The organism is Sphingobacterium sp. MYb382 (assembly GCF_037572665.1).
Taxonomy (GTDB): Bacteria; Bacteroidota; Bacteroidia; order Sphingobacteriales; family Sphingobacteriaceae; genus Sphingobacterium.
In genome coordinates this window covers 150,645-165,520 of sequence record NZ_JBBGZT010000029.1, presented here as the reverse complement: position 1 = coordinate 165,520, position 14,876 = coordinate 150,645, and the positions used below count along the sequence as shown (strand labels likewise).

The 14,876-nt window shown below is 43.2% G+C and carries 15 protein-coding genes; 4 read left to right on the top strand and 11 right to left on the bottom strand.

The window, feature by feature from the left end; all coding sequences use genetic code 11:
• Positions 1–10 precede the first annotated feature (10 nt).
• The 10 genes from WH223_RS18460 to WH223_RS18415 form a co-directional block, all read right to left on the bottom strand.
• Complete coding sequence (locus WH223_RS18460) at positions 11–3,175, bottom strand: efflux RND transporter permease subunit (protein WP_340049339.1); 3,165 nt, start codon at positions 3,173–3,175, stop codon at positions 11–13.
• Between the two features lie 11 nt (positions 3,176–3,186).
• The gene (locus WH223_RS18455; protein ID WP_340049338.1) at positions 3,187–4,560 is read right to left on the bottom strand and encodes a TolC family protein; all 1,374 of its coding nucleotides are present in this window, start codon (positions 4,558–4,560) and stop codon (positions 3,187–3,189) included.
• Between the two features lie 105 nt (positions 4,561–4,665).
• A complete protein-coding gene (locus WH223_RS18450; RefSeq protein ID WP_340049337.1) occupies positions 4,666–5,079 on the bottom strand; it encodes a hypothetical protein in 414 nt (137 codons plus the stop codon).
• A gap of 102 nt (positions 5,080–5,181) precedes the next feature.
• Complete coding sequence (locus WH223_RS18445; protein WP_340049336.1) at positions 5,182–5,616, bottom strand: c-type cytochrome; 435 nt, start codon at positions 5,614–5,616, stop codon at positions 5,182–5,184.
• Between the two features lie 3 nt (positions 5,617–5,619).
• The gene (locus WH223_RS18440) at positions 5,620–6,270 is read right to left on the bottom strand and encodes an SCO family protein (protein ID WP_340049335.1); all 651 of its coding nucleotides are present in this window, start codon (positions 6,268–6,270) and stop codon (positions 5,620–5,622) included.
• A gap of 2 nt (positions 6,271–6,272) precedes the next feature.
• Positions 6,273–6,713, bottom strand: coding sequence for a transposase (locus WH223_RS18435; protein WP_340049334.1), 441 nt, complete (start codon positions 6,711–6,713; stop codon positions 6,273–6,275).
• A 5-nt stretch (positions 6,714–6,718) separates the two neighbouring features.
• On the bottom strand, positions 6,719–7,228 hold the full coding sequence (locus WH223_RS18430) for a DUF4442 domain-containing protein (protein ID WP_340049333.1): 510 nt from the start codon (positions 7,226–7,228) through the stop codon (positions 6,719–6,721).
• 303 nt (positions 7,229–7,531) lie between these two features.
• Positions 7,532–8,179, bottom strand: coding sequence for a uridine kinase family protein (locus WH223_RS18425; RefSeq protein ID WP_340049332.1), 648 nt, complete (start codon positions 8,177–8,179; stop codon positions 7,532–7,534).
• Positions 8,180–8,191: 12 nt separating this feature from the next.
• Positions 8,192–9,232, bottom strand: coding sequence for a LysM peptidoglycan-binding domain-containing protein (locus WH223_RS18420; protein WP_340049331.1), 1,041 nt, complete (start codon positions 9,230–9,232; stop codon positions 8,192–8,194).
• 10 nt (positions 9,233–9,242) lie between these two features.
• Entirely contained in the window at positions 9,243–9,992 is a 750-nt protein-coding gene (locus WH223_RS18415; RefSeq protein WP_340049330.1) for a hypothetical protein, read from the bottom strand.
• A gap of 84 nt (positions 9,993–10,076) precedes the next feature.
• Here WH223_RS18415 and WH223_RS18410 point away from each other — a divergent pair, with 84 nt between their 5' ends.
• The 3 genes from WH223_RS18410 to trxA all read left to right on the top strand — a co-directional run bounded on the left by WH223_RS18410 (position 10,077) and on the right by trxA (position 12,737).
• Entirely contained in the window at positions 10,077–11,378 is a 1,302-nt protein-coding gene (locus WH223_RS18410) for an NfeD family protein (RefSeq protein ID WP_340049329.1), read from the top strand.
• A gap of 31 nt (positions 11,379–11,409) precedes the next feature.
• Positions 11,410–12,261 carry a glycoside hydrolase family 25 protein gene (locus WH223_RS18405; RefSeq protein ID WP_340049328.1) on the top strand — a complete coding sequence of 284 codons (852 nt, stop codon included), beginning with the start codon at positions 11,410–11,412 and terminating at the stop codon, positions 12,259–12,261.
• A gap of 176 nt (positions 12,262–12,437) precedes the next feature.
• Positions 12,438–12,737: a thioredoxin gene (trxA, locus tag WH223_RS18400; RefSeq protein ID WP_340049327.1), complete on the top strand. Its 300-nt coding sequence runs from the start codon at positions 12,438–12,440 to the stop codon at positions 12,735–12,737.
• A gap of 7 nt (positions 12,738–12,744) precedes the next feature.
• On the opposite strand, the gene WH223_RS18395 is transcribed toward trxA, so the two are convergent.
• Positions 12,745–13,914 (bottom strand): cysteine desulfurase family protein, encoded by a 1,170-nt coding sequence (locus WH223_RS18395; protein ID WP_340049326.1) that lies wholly within the window; start codon positions 13,912–13,914, stop codon positions 12,745–12,747.
• Positions 13,915–13,993: 79 nt separating this feature from the next.
• On the opposite strand from WH223_RS18395, the gene WH223_RS18390 reads away from it, so the two are divergent.
• Positions 13,994–14,821, top strand: coding sequence for a mechanosensitive ion channel family protein (locus tag WH223_RS18390; RefSeq protein ID WP_340049325.1), 828 nt, complete (start codon positions 13,994–13,996; stop codon positions 14,819–14,821).
• The last annotated feature ends 55 nt before the right edge of the window (positions 14,822–14,876 follow it).

Genomic DNA, 14,876 nt, shown 5'->3' with positions numbered 1-14,876 from the left:
ATGCGCTATTTTATGCTTTTTCTGTTTGGTAATACCTGCTTTGTGGATCATCAGGGTCCAATGATGGACTGCTGTTGACGGATCGGGCCATAACGCCGCTATAAAAGTGGGGTATAAGCAAGAGGATGGTCACCGTGGATGCTAACAACCCACCGATTACAGCTCTCCCTAATGGGGCAATTTGTTCCGCTCCGTCGCCAATGCCTACAGCCATCGGCAGCATACCTGCAAACATGGCAGCAGCGGTCATCAGGATGGGACGCAGGCGAGAGCTGGCCGCCATTCGCGCAGCGAAAATTGGTGCAAGCTTTAAATCTTTACGGTAGTGCTCTGCTTGGTTGACGAGCAGAACAGCGTTGGATACCGATACCCCTATAGACATGATGATACCCATGTATGACTGTAGGTTGAGCGTGCTTCCTGTGCAAAAAAGAAGGATAAGACTCCCGCTGATTACTGCGGGAACTACCGACAGGATAATTAAGGGTACTTTAAACGATTGGTAATAGGCCGAGAGCATCAGGAAGATGGCAATGACGGCAACGCCTAAGCCCACGAGCAAGCTCCCTAGAGTGTCGCTGAGGAGCTGAAGCATTCCTTCTGTCCATACCTGCGTACCTTTTGGTGGTTTGCCAGCAGCAGCAATAGCTTCTTTTACGGCGGCACTTGCTGTTCCTAAATCTTTGTCGTAGATGTTTGCCAATACCGTCACGTAGCGATTAGGCCCTTTACGGTTCACTTGTGCCGGTTCTGTAGCCTGCTGAATAGTGGCTACATCTTCTAAGATAGGCCTTGGACTTCCTTTTTTTAAGGGTAAGTTACGTAGCATTTCGGTGCTGCTCATGCGTGCTTCCGGTATTTGAACCTGTGTTTGGAAGACAAGCCCTGATTTGGGGTCTATCCACAAATTTTTGTCGGTATAGCGTGTTGAGGAAGTCGCCGTTACCAGGCTACGTGTCACATCCTGCATCGTCAGCCCAAACTGGGCCGCCAAGTTACGGTCTACCTCAATCTTTAAGGCTGGGGCCGCTAGAGGTTCCGCAATGCGGATGTCCCGTAGATAGGGAATAGCAAGCAGTTTTTCTTTAATTTTCAAAGCATGCTGCTCGGCTACTTTTAATTGACCTGCACCAACTTTTACCTCAATCGGCGTCATGGCGCCCTGACTCATTATTTTCTCTGTAAGCTCCATGGCTTCAAAGTTGATGCGCACGGATGGGTGCTTCTGCGCAATCATGATACGTATTTCTTCTTTCAGCTTTTCGATAGACCCTTTATATATCTTTTGGTCTATAGCAAGCTGAAGGACGGCTTCATGGGAGGCTGTGGTAAACAGGAAAATCGGATTTATGGGACTTGCCGATGGATGCGTTCCGACGAAGGCTGAGCTTATCGCTAGTGCATCGGTAGGCAACTCTGCTTTGATATCTTCGGTAATTTGTCGAACGATGTTTTCCGTTTTCTCGAGTCTACTTCCTTGTGGGGCAATAATGCGGATTTGGAAATCTCCGCTATTGGAGATGGGCATGACGTCCATCCCTATAACACGCAGTAATACGGCTACACTGATTACAGAAAAGCTAACATAGAGAGCGAAGAGTGTTTTACTTCTTCCCGACCAGCTTCTCAAACGCTGCGTATAGCGAGACTGGAATTTATGGAAGAAGTTTTTCTTTCTATCTCTTTTCGGATAGCTCTGTTTATTTTTCATAAGCCAGTTGGCCAAGATAGGCACGAAAGTTTGTGAGGCTAGGAAGGAAGCAACCATCGCAAAGGCTACAGCGAGCGAAAGCGGTAGGAACATATCTTTTGGGATGCCTGTCATGATGAAGGCCGGCGTCAATACGGCGAGGATACACAGTAAAATCAATAGCTTAGGAATCGAAATTTCTAAAAGGGCATCTAGGATGGCACGTTGCTTGGGCTTTCCTGCTTCCAAATGTTGATGGATATTCTCGATGGTGACCGTTGCCTCATCGACTAAGATGCCTATAGATAGTGCTAGACCACTTAGTGTCATCATATTGATGGTGTAGCCCAGTAGGTGCAGCATACTCACAGCAGCCAAAATGGCTATTGGTATGGTGAGCACCACAATCAAAGCACCACGGCTATCGCCTAGAAAAAGTAAAATCATTAACCCAGTAAATAAGGCCCCAAGAAGTCCTTCATGGATTAGATTGGATAGCGCTCTACTGATGTATTTAGATTGGTCAAATTCGTAGCGTACCGCTACATCTTCTGGAAGTTGATCCTTCAGCATGGGCAGGGAAGCTTTTAAGTTTTCTACCGCCGTAAGGGTTGAAGCATCTGTTTTTTTGATAATCGGTAGGTAGACGGATCTCTTGCCATTGACCAAGGCATAACCTACCGTTTGGTCGGCACCATCTTGCACTTGCGCTACATCGCGGATGTATACCGTGTGTCCATCTGTATTTTTAATTGGCGTATTTAAAAATTCCAGCGGATCGCGGGCGATGGAGTTGATGGGAGCCATCAGATTCTGATCACCTATGCGTAGGTTTCCTGCCGGTGAAGGATGGCTGTTTTTTGTAATCGCTAGGGTTATCTCTTCAGGGCTTAAATGGTAGGCCTGCATGGCTTGCGGGTCGATGTTAATTAGTATCGTGCGTACATTTCCTCCAAAAGGAGCTGGTGCCGTGATTCCTGGTATTTCGACAAATAGAGGCCTTATTTTCGTGATAGCTAGTGTTTGCAGCTCGGTAATAGAGCGCGTCGCACTTTCAAAGACGAGCTGACCAACGGGAAGGGAGTTTCCATCAAAGCGAACAACCATAGGAGGGACGGCACCGGTAGGGAGAAAGCCCATAGCACGGTTTACCTGTGTTGCCAACTCGCCCGCTGCTTGAGACATATCCGTGCCCGGGTAGAAGGTAAGCTTCATCATGGTCAGCCCCTGCACACTTTTGAAGTCTATATTTTTTACGCCGTTGACGAAGAGCAGTACTTTTTGAAATTCGTTGGCCATAAATCCATCCATATAGGACGGCGATAAGCCTCCATAAGGCATGGCTACATACATGGCGGGAAGCTCCACCTCGGGGAAGATATCGACTTTAATTTTCTGTAAGGTCGAGTAGGCAAAGATGCCTATAGCCATCAAGATAACCATGATGGCTATAGGTTTTCTTAATGCAAAACGTATAATATTCATGTCGGTTTAGCTTATAAGTTGTTAAACAAAAAGTCAAAATCATGGCTTAGCCAAGCCTCTTCAGTCTTCTGCTGCCAATAGCTATGTAGTGCTTCTATGTGGTTGTTTTCGGCTTGCTCGAGCAGTAGGCTGGTCTGCAACAGCTCCGTCATACTGAGTAGACCACTTTTGTAGCGTGCTTTATACATTACATAGGCATCTTGGCTATGCTGCAAGGCTAATCGCGTCCTGCCGATTTGTTTCTCTTGTTCTTGGAGCTTTCCTTTTACCCCTTGCAGATTGGCATGTATTGCTTGTCTATTTTCTACCTGCTGTAGTCTGCTTTTTTCGGACTCTTGCTTCCATGCTTGGCTTCGGAGCTTGTTGCTATAGCTGCTCGTCACATTCCAGGTGAGGCCGATGCCTACCAAGCCATTGTTAGCGTGATTTGAGAAACCATCTACCCAGCTGCCCGATACATTCCCCTGCGGGGAGATGCCGGAGCCGCGGAAAGCGTAACCCGCCATCAGTTTGATGCTCGGACGGCTAGCTTTGTTTTGTTCCTGGGCTACCAGTTGATGATAGGTAGCGGCCTTACTAAAAACAGTAAGGAGCGGATGCTCATCAATATTTTCTGTAATCATGCCTTCGGCTTGGAGGCTGCGGTCATTAAAGAGCTTGTTTTCCCGGCTGAGGCTTAGGTCTTTTGGACCGTAAATTTCCTGGAGACTTGCTATAGCTAAAGCTTTATTTCCTGTCCACAGGTCTTTGTTTGCTAAAGCTTGCTCATAGGCAGCATAGGCCAAAAGGCTGTCGGCCGCCGGCTTTAGTCCGGCTTTAGAGAGACCTGCCGCCATGCGGTGTAGCTCTTGTAAGCGTTGGCTATGCTGTTGTACCCAATTACGTTTACTCTCCGTATACCGATAGTAGACGTAACGGCTTGTTAGTTCTTTTTTCAGTTGTAAAGCATAGGCTTCTTTTTCGGCCTCACTTTGGGAGGTACGCATGTTGGCTGCTTCTTGCGCTGCCTGCTGTCGGCCGAAGGTGAAAAGCTCATATTCCAATATCGTCGAAGCGAAAGTGCTCGACATATACGATGCGCCCGTGGTTGCGGCAGGGCTATTCACATTGAAAAAACCTGCTTGTGGAAAGAAGCTACCTTGACTAGTTTGGTGCGTTCCATAATTGTTTTGTGCTTGTACTTTAGCTTGCGGTAGGGCATCGCTTTTGACGGCTTGGGCACGCAGTCGGTCGGCTTCGATATGGACCTGGCGCTGCTGTAAGCCTGGATATTGCTGTTGAACTTCAAGCCATAGGCGTGCTAAATCCTGCTGCGCATACAGCGGCTGTAGCGCACAGCTATACCATCCTGCGATAAGCAGGATGCGAACTATATTTTTAATCATTTTTTTGAAATTAATACCAAATAGGAGTGTGCAGGCTGAAGTAGCCGTGCAGTAATCTTTGTGGACCTTGTATACGGCTACAAAGGGTTTCGCAGGATGTTGGTATTAAATTAGAAGTTTGCGGTAGGCAATGAAAATGGGAATAGTTGCCTTGATGCCTACATTTTTGTGATGTGGCTTTTGTTTTTTGTCTAGGGTGAAATTACCATAGATGAAGGCTAAAACAAGGCTGAATAAGAGTGTAGCTGATACCTGTGCATGTTGGCTGCTATCTCCCTTTTGAAAGGTCGATTCCTTAACGGTATTCTGTACTGCACAGTCTGTGGTGCTATTCGAAAAAAAGGAGGTTCCATTCTGTGCTGAAGACTTATCTTTCTGCGCAGCTGGAAAGTCGGAGCCAATAAAATTTTTAATGCTTGATTTTATAGGGCAGGAGGATAGTAGGATGCAAAAGATAGCAAGGATGGCCAAGAAGGAGGTCCATCTACACGATTTTTGATATGTTCTACTTGTTTGCACGTCATGCAATGATACTATTTTTTTTATTGGGCGGCAATAAAGTGCTGTTTTTGTTACATAAAAAAGGCGTAACCTTTAATCTATTGGGTTACGCCTTTCGTTTTATTTTTTACAGTTTTCAAGGTTTTTTACAACCTCTTCCTGTGTGTAGGTACTGGTACTATTGCCAAAGGTGGTGGTAATGTAGGTCAAGATATAAGCAATCTCTACCGTATTAAGTTTGGCATTGCCAGGCATGATGCCGTCGTATGTTTTTCCGTTAACTTGGAGTGGCCCACGTATGCCGTGCTTGACGATGCAAGCCAGCTGTGCACGTTGCTTATTCAGAAAGGTGGAGTCTGTAAGTGGTGGGTATAGTTTACCCAAGCCCTCACCTTTAGCACCATGGCAGTTTTGGCAATGCGTGGTATACAGCTTTTGTCCATTGACCGCATATTGTGCGGTTTCCATGCTTACATTAGAGTAGCAGGATTGAATGCCCATTACGGTAATCAAGAGCATCCCTATGACTGCTAAAGAAAGAATATACTTCCGCATGGCTTAATTGAACTGTTCTTTTAAAAGAATCTCTAAGTCGGTGAACAATTGCTCTACCTGCTCTTCGTTGGTACCGTCGTAAGCACCACGAATATGACGATCTTTATCGATTAAAACCAAATAACCTTGGTGATCATAACCACCGGGTACAGTAGCGTCTTCTTTGGTATACACTAGATACTGTTCGGCGATGCCGTAGATATCTTTTTTGCTGCCATTTACAAATTGCCATTGGTTGTTGGTGACGCCTAGTTTTTCAGCATAACCTTTCAATATGCTCGGTGAGTCATATTTGAAGTCGATACTGTGCGATAAGAAAGCTATTCTTTCATCGCCTTTATATTTTTCATACACCTTCAACAGGTTGCGTTGCATCGTTGGGCATATACTCGGGCAGTGGGTGAAGAAGAAGTTCGCAACATATACTTTGTTGGCGAAATCCTTTTGACTGATGAGTACGCTATCTTGATTTAGAAAAGAAAAATCAGGAATACGGTGGTAAATAGTGTCACTAACCGTTTTTCCGTCTACCGTTTTCTCTTCGATATGTGGTTCTCCGATATAAGGAAGCTTTTGCTCGCTATTGGATGAACAGCTTACCGCAATACTTGCGAAAAGAAGTCCTGCTAAAGCTAATTTTAAGAATCTTTTCATAGCTATTTGTTGAAAGGCTCTAATATACGTGACGCATCGGTATTTGCTTTTTCAAATTCCGCTTTTAAGGCCGTGATACGTTTCACCTCAGCTCTTTGGTAGTCGGTGTCCGTACTGTCGGTTACGTACTCATACATCCAGCTCATCATTTTGTCTGTTGCAGACTCTAATTGATCTTTAAGTGTCGCCAATTCTTGACGTGTCTTCAACGTGTCAATTGCTGGGTTTGCCGTTTTAACCGCTGTTAAGTTGCCTAATAAAGAGTCGATGAGTACGCTGTGTTGATCAAATGCAGAAACTTGCGGCATGATTTCGTCGTGTACCTCAATGGCTTGTGCCGATAGTGCTTTAGAGTCATCTTGAGTTCCTTTTGTTGCTTGTTTACAAGCACTGATGGTTGTGACTGCTGCGAGAGCGATTGCGCAAAGGGTGAACTTTTTCATACGTTTTATTTTATGTAGTTTGGATGGGCTTGTCCATTGATTGTTGAAAAATCAAAGTCCAAGTCTCGGATATAAATTTCATTTTTTGACTGCGCACACAAAAGACCATCTGTATCTATGATATCGATAGCAAATGTCTTTACCACTTTCCCTTGGCTTTTTACTTCTTCTAATGCTGTATCGATATCTTCATCGTGGAGCTTTATAGAAAAAGAAAGGTTTTTCTTTGCTGGTTTTAGGTAGCTTATTTGGGCCGACTTAAGCCAAGCTACCGTTTTAGGAATACCTTTTTGTTTTAAAATTTGATCGAGCAGTAGGGTATGTATGGGATCTATAGATGAAAAAATCGTTCCACCAAAGATGCTCTTATTGCCATTCATATTTAAGAAGCTCTTCGAAATGCGAATATCAGCCTGTTTAAAATCAGCATGAATCTTCTTAATCCAAACGCGTTGGAAAAGAAAAGGAGGGTACACCCTTAACAACCATTTTAAAGAATTTGCTGACAATTGCATCCAGCAAAAATACGACTCTTTGTTGTCATTAAGGGAATAATGTCTGTATTATTCGTGTAAAAATTGAATGCACACGGTTGTGTGCATGCTGCGGAGAATAAAGTTATCTACCAGGACATTTCTTGCAGCGTTTCCCCTTTTTGTATTTCTTACAACATGTTTTGAAAATACAAAAATCAGTATCTGCCTGAAAGTCAAATCCCTTTTTGACGTCTGCCAAAAAGGGATTCTCCAGTTTATTCTCTTCTAAAATGTTAACTGTCAAATCCATCGTCGATGCAAAGATAGTTATTTAGATTAATTTTAAATAATATTCAGCGTAGAATTTTTCTCATGTAGTTCTACGGATATTTTGTTGGCCGCTTCATCAATAACTTTCGGGTCGTCCGTATTATTGATAATCACTAAGTCACACTCTTCTTTGTGTGGAAGTAAATACTCTTGGTAGGATGGTACAACATGGTTCGTCCATTTGTACATCACATCCTCTTCATCATATCCACGCTCAATCAAATCACGACGAAGTCTTCTGTCTAGCGCTACAGACTCATCGGCATCTAAAAAGATACGGTAATCTAGCAGTTCATTAACTTCCGTATAGTGAAAGATGAAAAGACCTTCTACAATAAGAATAGGTGCCGGTTTTATCTCCAACATTTGTGGTTTTAAATCCGGATTATTGAATGTGTATTCTTCTCTAAAAACTGTTTGTCCTTCAAAAAGCTGCTTGATATCTTTATAAAAATCAGCTCGGTTGATGGAGGTCGGGATATCAAAATTGTAGAGACGATTCTCTTCTCTCGTTTTTGTATTTGCCGGTATGTAATAATCATCTTGGGAGATCAAAGTAACTTGATCGCTCTTAAAATGATTTAAAAAACTCTTTAAGAAAAAGGTTTTTCCGGACCCACTGCTCCCTGCTATACCAATAACATATGGTTTGTTCATCAATGCAAAAATTATCTATTGTTCTTGCAAAGGTACACCATATGCAATTTCTATCAAAAATCTTCTGTCTAAAGCTCCAATATAAGATGCTGCGGACTTCGATAAAATCACGATAGCGTCCTGATTGTCAGCGTTATCATTAAATTTTCCAACTACCTTAGCATACGTAACGCTTTTGGTCATAGGGTTCGTTATTTTAAGAATTGTACCTATTGGAGCCGTTTTATGAAGAGCCAAGTTGCTTTTTTCCTTCGTCTCTAAGTTGTCCATCCATACCGCAATTCCTTTTTCTTTCTTCTCACGAATACCGTAACGGCTAGGCTCGAAATTAAGTTCGCGGCCTGAGCCTGTAGGCTCATCTACCTCTGGGGTGTCAACGACTACAGGTAGTTCTATAGCGGGCGTCTCCACAACAGGAGGAACAGCAACGGAATTCGGGATTTTCAAAAGCAATCCTTCACCAATAGAGTTACTCGTTAGGTTGTTCAATTTTTTAATCTCATCAACCGTCGTGTTGAATCTTCGAGAAATAGCGTATAGGGTTTCCGATTTACCTACTTTGTAGCTCGTCAACACATCATTTGCTGGAGCTACAGTATTAACGGTTGTTTCCGGCTTTGTTTCTGCCACTCTACCTTTTGGTTCTACCGGCTTCGGTGCTCTACCTGTTGGCGATTGTGTCGTTGCTGGTTGCGTGGCAGGAGTCTGCGTCGTTGTCGGCTGGCTCGGTGCTGTTGTTGCTACGGCTTTTCTTCCGGTAGGTACCTTTACGGTATCACCAGGCTTTAAGTTCTTTTTATTATTAGCATCAATAATAGCGTTTACCGGTGCTTTATAGCGTCTACTTAATCCATAATACGTGTCTTTAGGTTCTACACGGTGGATAACAAATAGTTGATCATTAATGATTTCTGTTCCGATAGAATCGGGTCTCGCTATATAGTGTGCTTCCGAAGGAAGAAGGGTGTTCGCTTTTGTTAATGTAAAAAATGGTCCACAGAACAATCCAATAAAACTCAACTTTAAGGCAGTTGAATACGCATCAATTTTTTTCATACAATTACAATTATAATAAATACGAAACAATTTCTTGTTTATTATAGGACAATAAAAATAATTGATTGCCTATTTGAAAATATGGTTGAGGAATCATCTTAGGCATATCCTCCATCATAATTTCCGTATGTAGTAGATTAGACTCGTCTGCAATGCAGAGGATTAACTGGTACTTATCTTTTTCTTGACGATGATAAGTCCATAAAAACTTGTCTTCCCAGCGGCTTAACCATAGGCCATCCGCCATTGTAACAGTTTGGAGGTACGCCGGCTTAGGGCCGCTATAGAACTGGGGAATTTCAAGTATTGGGACTGCTGCAGCTTTGGGCGTAGGAGCCTGCTGGCTGACGCTATAGTCGTCGAGGTTTACATAGTGTTCAAATCCCGACTGGAAGCTACGGTGTCGTAGCTGTAGGTAGTGCTGGTCACTATGAAGCAGTACATGCTCCTCCGAGGTGAATACCGCATGGCCATGCCCATCAATAATCTGTACGCCTTCTTTCACAGGTTGGTAGTCGCCCACTTTTTTAAGGATGAGTTTGTCTTTGCGTATCGCATCGAGCGTCCATTCTTTTGGGGAAAGCTCAAGGGCTTTATGGTGAATATTCCCTTTGAAATCGAGGCTATATAGTATAGGTAGTGTACTTTCGGGATGTCGAAGTTCAATGCCGAGCATCGCTGATAGCGGATCGGCTACGATTTTCCATATTATGAACGGAAAATCTTGAGAAAATAGTTTAGAAAACGTATATTTAGTCATTACAGACGAATGAAACAGTTAATAACCGCAATTTATATGAACAAATTTACAAAAAGCTTTCTTGCTTTTGGTTTAACATTCTTTATGTTAATTCAATTAAGCTTTGCACAACAAGTATACAAGGTAGATATCAAAGATGAAATCGGCCCTAATGCTTGGCGTACAGTAAATTTAGCTTATAAAAAAGCGGTGAGCACAAAGGCTGATATTTTTTTAATAGAGCTGAACACTTTCGGTGGAGCTGTGAATTTTGCAGATTCTATCCGTAGCTGCTTGTTAAGTTCTTCATTAAAGACGATTGTATATGTCAATAATAATGCCGCTTCTGCAGGTGCTTTGATAAGCCTTGCGGCGGATGAAATCTATATGCATAAAGGGGGAAGCCTCGGAGCGGCGAGTGTTGTAAATGCCAATGGAGAGCTGATGCCTGAGAAGTACCAATCGTATATGCGTGGATTGATGCGTGCTACGGCGGAAGCCAAAGGCAGGGATGTTCATATTGCGGAAGCCTTTGTGGATCCGGAGATTTCCATTCCAGCATTGAAGCCCGATGGAAAGTTGCTTACCCTCACCGCCACGGAAGCCGTTAAGGCTGGGATAGCCAAAGCTGAGGTGCGCTCTATTGAAGAACTGTATCAGCAAGCAGGCATTAAGGCTACGACGGTTAGTCAGCATAAAATAACGTGGATGGACCGTATTATCGCTTTCCTGATTCTTCCTGCGGTAAGTGGATTTTTAATATTGGGAATTATTGGCGGTATTTACTTTGAGATGCAGTCGCCAGGTATAGGCTTTGCTTTGGTGGTAGCTGTTATCTGTGGGGCATTGTTTTTTGCTCCCCTCTACCTGCAAGGGCTTGCTGAAAACTGGGAAATAGGTCTCGTTATTCTCGGTGTTATCCTGCTGGCTTTGGAAATATTTGTTATTCCTGGTTTTGGAATTGCCGGTATTTTAGGGATAATTTTCGTTCTTTGTGGCTTGGCTTTATCCATGGTAGATAATGACTTTTTAGACTTTACCTTTACAAAACCAGGTGTATTAATGACTTCCTTTTTAATTGTAATAGGAGCCATGTTTGGCGCCGTCCTATTGATGTTCTTGATGGGCAAAAATATAATGAATTCTTCTATGTTCAGAAGATTGGTTTTGGAAGATGAGCAGCGTGCTGATGTGGGCTACACTTCCTCCCAGCAGAAGGTCGACCTACTTCAAAAAACGGGAATAGCACGTACTGTTTTGCGCCCTTCGGGCAAAATAGAAATCGACGGTGTATGGTATGATGCGGTAGCCTTAGATGGATTCATCGACGCTGGCGAAACCATCTTTGTGGAGAAACATGAAAATTACAATCTTTTCGTTCGTAAAATAGTTGATAAAACTGTTTAGTCTCAAATAAATCTCCTAATTTCACCTCTTGATGGCACGTACCAAGCGAGTGATTAAGAAAAAGGAGCCTATTAAGGCGATGGATAGGAAGCGTTATCTATTGTATAGCATTCTGATTCCCTGCGGAATTTTTGTGCTGTTAGCGGTTTTAATTTCGCAAACGAACCTCTCCTATATGCTTAAGCGATGGTGGTATGGAGAGGAGCAAACGGATAGCCATAGCGCGCTCGAGCATGATGTTCGCAATATAGCCTTGATGCGTGAGCATGATGATAAGGTGTTTGGCATTGATATCTCCGAATATCAAGGGCGTATTCGCTGGGACGAAGTGAATACCATTCATGAAAAAGCGCCTGTCGACTTTGTATTTGTACGTGCCTCCATGGGGGAGTCGGCAGTCGATAAGCGCTTTAAGGAAAATTGGAATGCTATTGCTGGGCGTACCAAACTGCGCGGCGCCTACCATTATTTTCGACCTAACGAAAATTCCGTTAAACAAGCTAAGAATTTTATTAAGCAGGTGAAGCTGAAACCTGGCGATTTACCTCCTGTACTCGATATTGAAGAGCGTCCGCGTAGGCAGTCTATGGATTCCCTAAAGACGGGGCTGAAGCGCTGGTTGGACGAAGTGGAACGACACTACGGTGTTAAGCCTATTCTGTATTCGGGCGATAGTTACTTCACTGATTTTCTGGAAAAGGAATTTTCAGACCATGTCCTTTGGATTGCCAACTATAATTTCTGGGTGAATAAGCCGAAGAAGCATTGGCATTTTTGGCAGTTTTCTGAAAAGGGGAATGTCAAAGGTATTAAAGGGAATGTAGATTTGAATATGTTTAAAGGTAATATTGAAGACCTTGAGAAATTAACAATCTCCTATTAATGCTGAATCCCCTGCGGGGAATATATAGCTGTCGAAATCGTGATAAATCTATTGTTGAAAGCTATATCGTTTTAAATTCTAAAGAAAATCTGACAGGAGGAAGACGTCATTGATTCAATAATTACTGTATTTTTAAGCCTATTAAAAGTAAAGACAAAACAACGACTATATACGCTATGGCAACATTTAATGATATTATAAAACAACACCCTTTAGTATTGGTAGATTTTACGGCGAGCTGGTGTGGCCCTTGTCAGGTATTGGCCCCAATTTTAAAGGACGTGAAAGCGCACTATGAAGAGGCCCTTTCTATTGTTAAGATTGATGTAGATAAAAACAATGCGCTAGCGGCAAACTATAAGGTGCAAGGTGTACCGACGCTTATTCTCTTTAAAGATGGCGTGCAGGTATGGCGTCAAAGTGGTGTTCTACAGTTAGCACAGCTGACCGCCGTGATTGATTCTCACCGTAAATAGAAAGCGGTTAGAGGCTTCCATCTAGGTAAAGCTGCCAGATAGGCGAACGTGCGCGGATAGTTTCTACCGCCTGTATGAGCATCTCGGTAGCTTGCTCTATTTCTTTACGCTCGGTGTAACGGCTTAGGCCAATGCGGATACTACTAAAAGCATCGGCATCACTTAAGTGCATTGCTTTGAGCACATGAGAAGGGTCTAGAAGCCCTGAAGCGCAGGCAGAGCCTGCCGATAGTACGATATCGGGTAGTTCACTCATTATTTCCGCCGATTTTATATGGCGAAAGGCAATATTACTGGTATTTCCTAGTCTCGGCACCTCTTTACTATGCACTTGTATCTCAGGAACACGTAGCGCTACTTGCTCCTCTATATAATCTCGGTACTCTTGAATATTGCTTGGTAGGTAAGCTGTTTCTATAGCCTTGCCTAGCCCTACAATACTAGGGACATTCAGTGTTCCTCCACGGAGTCCTTTTTCTTGACTGCCTCCACTTATTAAAGCTGGTATTTGTATTGGTTTGCTCTTGCGACGAATAAATAAGGCGCCTACACCTTTGGGTCCATGTATTTTATGGGCACTGAGGGCAAGGATATCAATCGGTATTCTTTGTAAGTCAATTTCTTTCTTACCTACTAGCTGCGTTGCATCACAGAAAAACAAAACATCTTTCTCTTGACATATTTGCGCAATGGATTCAAGCGGGTGCAGTACGCCCGTTTCATTGTTGGCAGCCATTAAGCTTACCAATATAGTTTCTGGCGTGATACTAGCGCGGAGTACGTCTAGGTCGATATTTCCTGCTTCGTCAACAGGAAGATAGGTAACGATGAAGCCTTGCTTTTCTAGGTTTTGGCAGGTGCTTAAAACAGCGCGATGCTCCGTGGTACAGGTGATGATATGTTTCCCTTGCCCCACATAAGCCTTGGCAATACCACGTAAAGCCATGTTAATGCCTTCCGTCGCACCACTGGTGAAGATGATTTCATTCTCGCGCACATGAAGCCTACTGGCCACCTGTCTGCGGGCATGCTCTACGGCGTTATTGGCTTCTCTTCCCATGCGATGTTGCAGGCTAGAGGCATTGCCATAGTTATCCCGAAGGAAAGGGAGCATGCTGTTGAGTACCTGTTCATCAATGCGTGTTGTGGCGTTATTATCCAAGTAAATCAATCCCATATATTAAAGATATCGAAAATTATATACATAATTGTTTTGAATTAAGTATTTCTTATATTTAATAAAACATTTCTTGTGTATGGAGAAAAATTTAACACACTTAGAAGGAACCCTCGAAAAGCTTATTAATATGGTAGTTATGAAGCTGCCGAGTATCGCCGTAGGGCTGGTTATCTTGCTGGTAGGTATCTATTTTATTCGCTTTTTTATTGGCGTATTGGCAAAGCGTTTTGAACGCCGGCATGTGAGTCTATCGATTCGCAGTTTTATGGAGAGCTTAGTACGCATTGTGCTGTACATTTTGCTCTTTTTAACGGTGGCTAATACAATAGGTATCCCAACGACTTCCTTTATTGCTATTCTTTCTGCTTTTGGTTTAGCCGTAGGCTTGGCCTTGCAAGGGAGCTTATCCAATTTCGCCGGAGGTGTACTTATTTTGTTGTTTCGTCCTTTTGAGGTGGGCGATGAGATTGAGAGTGCTAACGGTTCTTCGGGTACGGTAAACAATATTGACTTGCTGTATACGACGTTGAATGATGGTACAGGTGTTAAAGTTTTTAGTCCAAACGGTAGCTTGGCCAACTCTGTTATCCGTAACTTCTCTAAGCACGGCAATCGACGTATGCAGTTTACAGTGCACGTAACTTATGATACCAATATTAAGGAGGTAAGGGATGAGGTGCTTGCGCTGTTTCAACAGGAAGAAAAGATATTGGATAAGCCAGAGCCTATCTGTGTTGTGGGGGATCTTACCGATTCGGGTGTGCAGCTTATCATTAATGCGTGGACTGCAAGCAAGCTTTTTGGCGCTACACGCTATGAAATGGCTGAGAAGCTGAAGCTAATATTCGAAAAACGAAAAGTAGCCTTTGCAAAGACTAGTATCAAGGTGATTACGGTTGATTAATTAGCCTGCATTATTCCTTTGCTCGTTGAGGAAGGGTTTGTTCATAAATGAAAAA

Excerpts from the sequence above, each read along its gene's own strand:
- WH223_RS18460 (WP_340049339.1), bottom strand. The coding sequence starts at position 3,175 with ATGAATATTATACGTTTTGCATTAAGAAAACCTATAGCCATCATGGTT.
- WH223_RS18455 (WP_340049338.1), bottom strand. The coding sequence starts at position 4,560 with ATGATTAAAAATATAGTTCGCATCCTGCTTATCGCAGGATGGTATAGC.
- WH223_RS18445 (WP_340049336.1), bottom strand. The coding sequence starts at position 5,616 with ATGCGGAAGTATATTCTTTCTTTAGCAGTCATAGGGATGCTCTTGATT.
- WH223_RS18440 (WP_340049335.1), bottom strand. The coding sequence starts at position 6,270 with ATGAAAAGATTCTTAAAATTAGCTTTAGCAGGACTTCTTTTCGCAAGT.
- WH223_RS18435 (WP_340049334.1), bottom strand. The coding sequence starts at position 6,713 with ATGAAAAAGTTCACCCTTTGCGCAATCGCTCTCGCAGCAGTCACAACC.
- WH223_RS18430 (WP_340049333.1), bottom strand. The coding sequence starts at position 7,228 with ATGCAATTGTCAGCAAATTCTTTAAAATGGTTGTTAAGGGTGTACCCT.
- WH223_RS18420 (WP_340049331.1), bottom strand. The coding sequence starts at position 9,232 with ATGAAAAAAATTGATGCGTATTCAACTGCCTTAAAGTTGAGTTTTATT.
- WH223_RS18415 (WP_340049330.1), bottom strand. The coding sequence starts at position 9,992 with ATGACTAAATATACGTTTTCTAAACTATTTTCTCAAGATTTTCCGTTC.
- WH223_RS18410 (WP_340049329.1), top strand. The coding sequence starts at position 10,077 with ATGTTAATTCAATTAAGCTTTGCACAACAAGTATACAAGGTAGATATC.
- WH223_RS18405 (WP_340049328.1), top strand. The coding sequence starts at position 11,410 with ATGGCACGTACCAAGCGAGTGATTAAGAAAAAGGAGCCTATTAAGGCG.
- trxA (WP_340049327.1), top strand. The coding sequence starts at position 12,438 with ATGGCAACATTTAATGATATTATAAAACAACACCCTTTAGTATTGGTA.
- WH223_RS18395 (WP_340049326.1), bottom strand. The coding sequence starts at position 13,914 with ATGGGATTGATTTACTTGGATAATAACGCCACAACACGCATTGATGAA.
- WH223_RS18390 (WP_340049325.1), top strand. The coding sequence starts at position 13,994 with ATGGAGAAAAATTTAACACACTTAGAAGGAACCCTCGAAAAGCTTATT.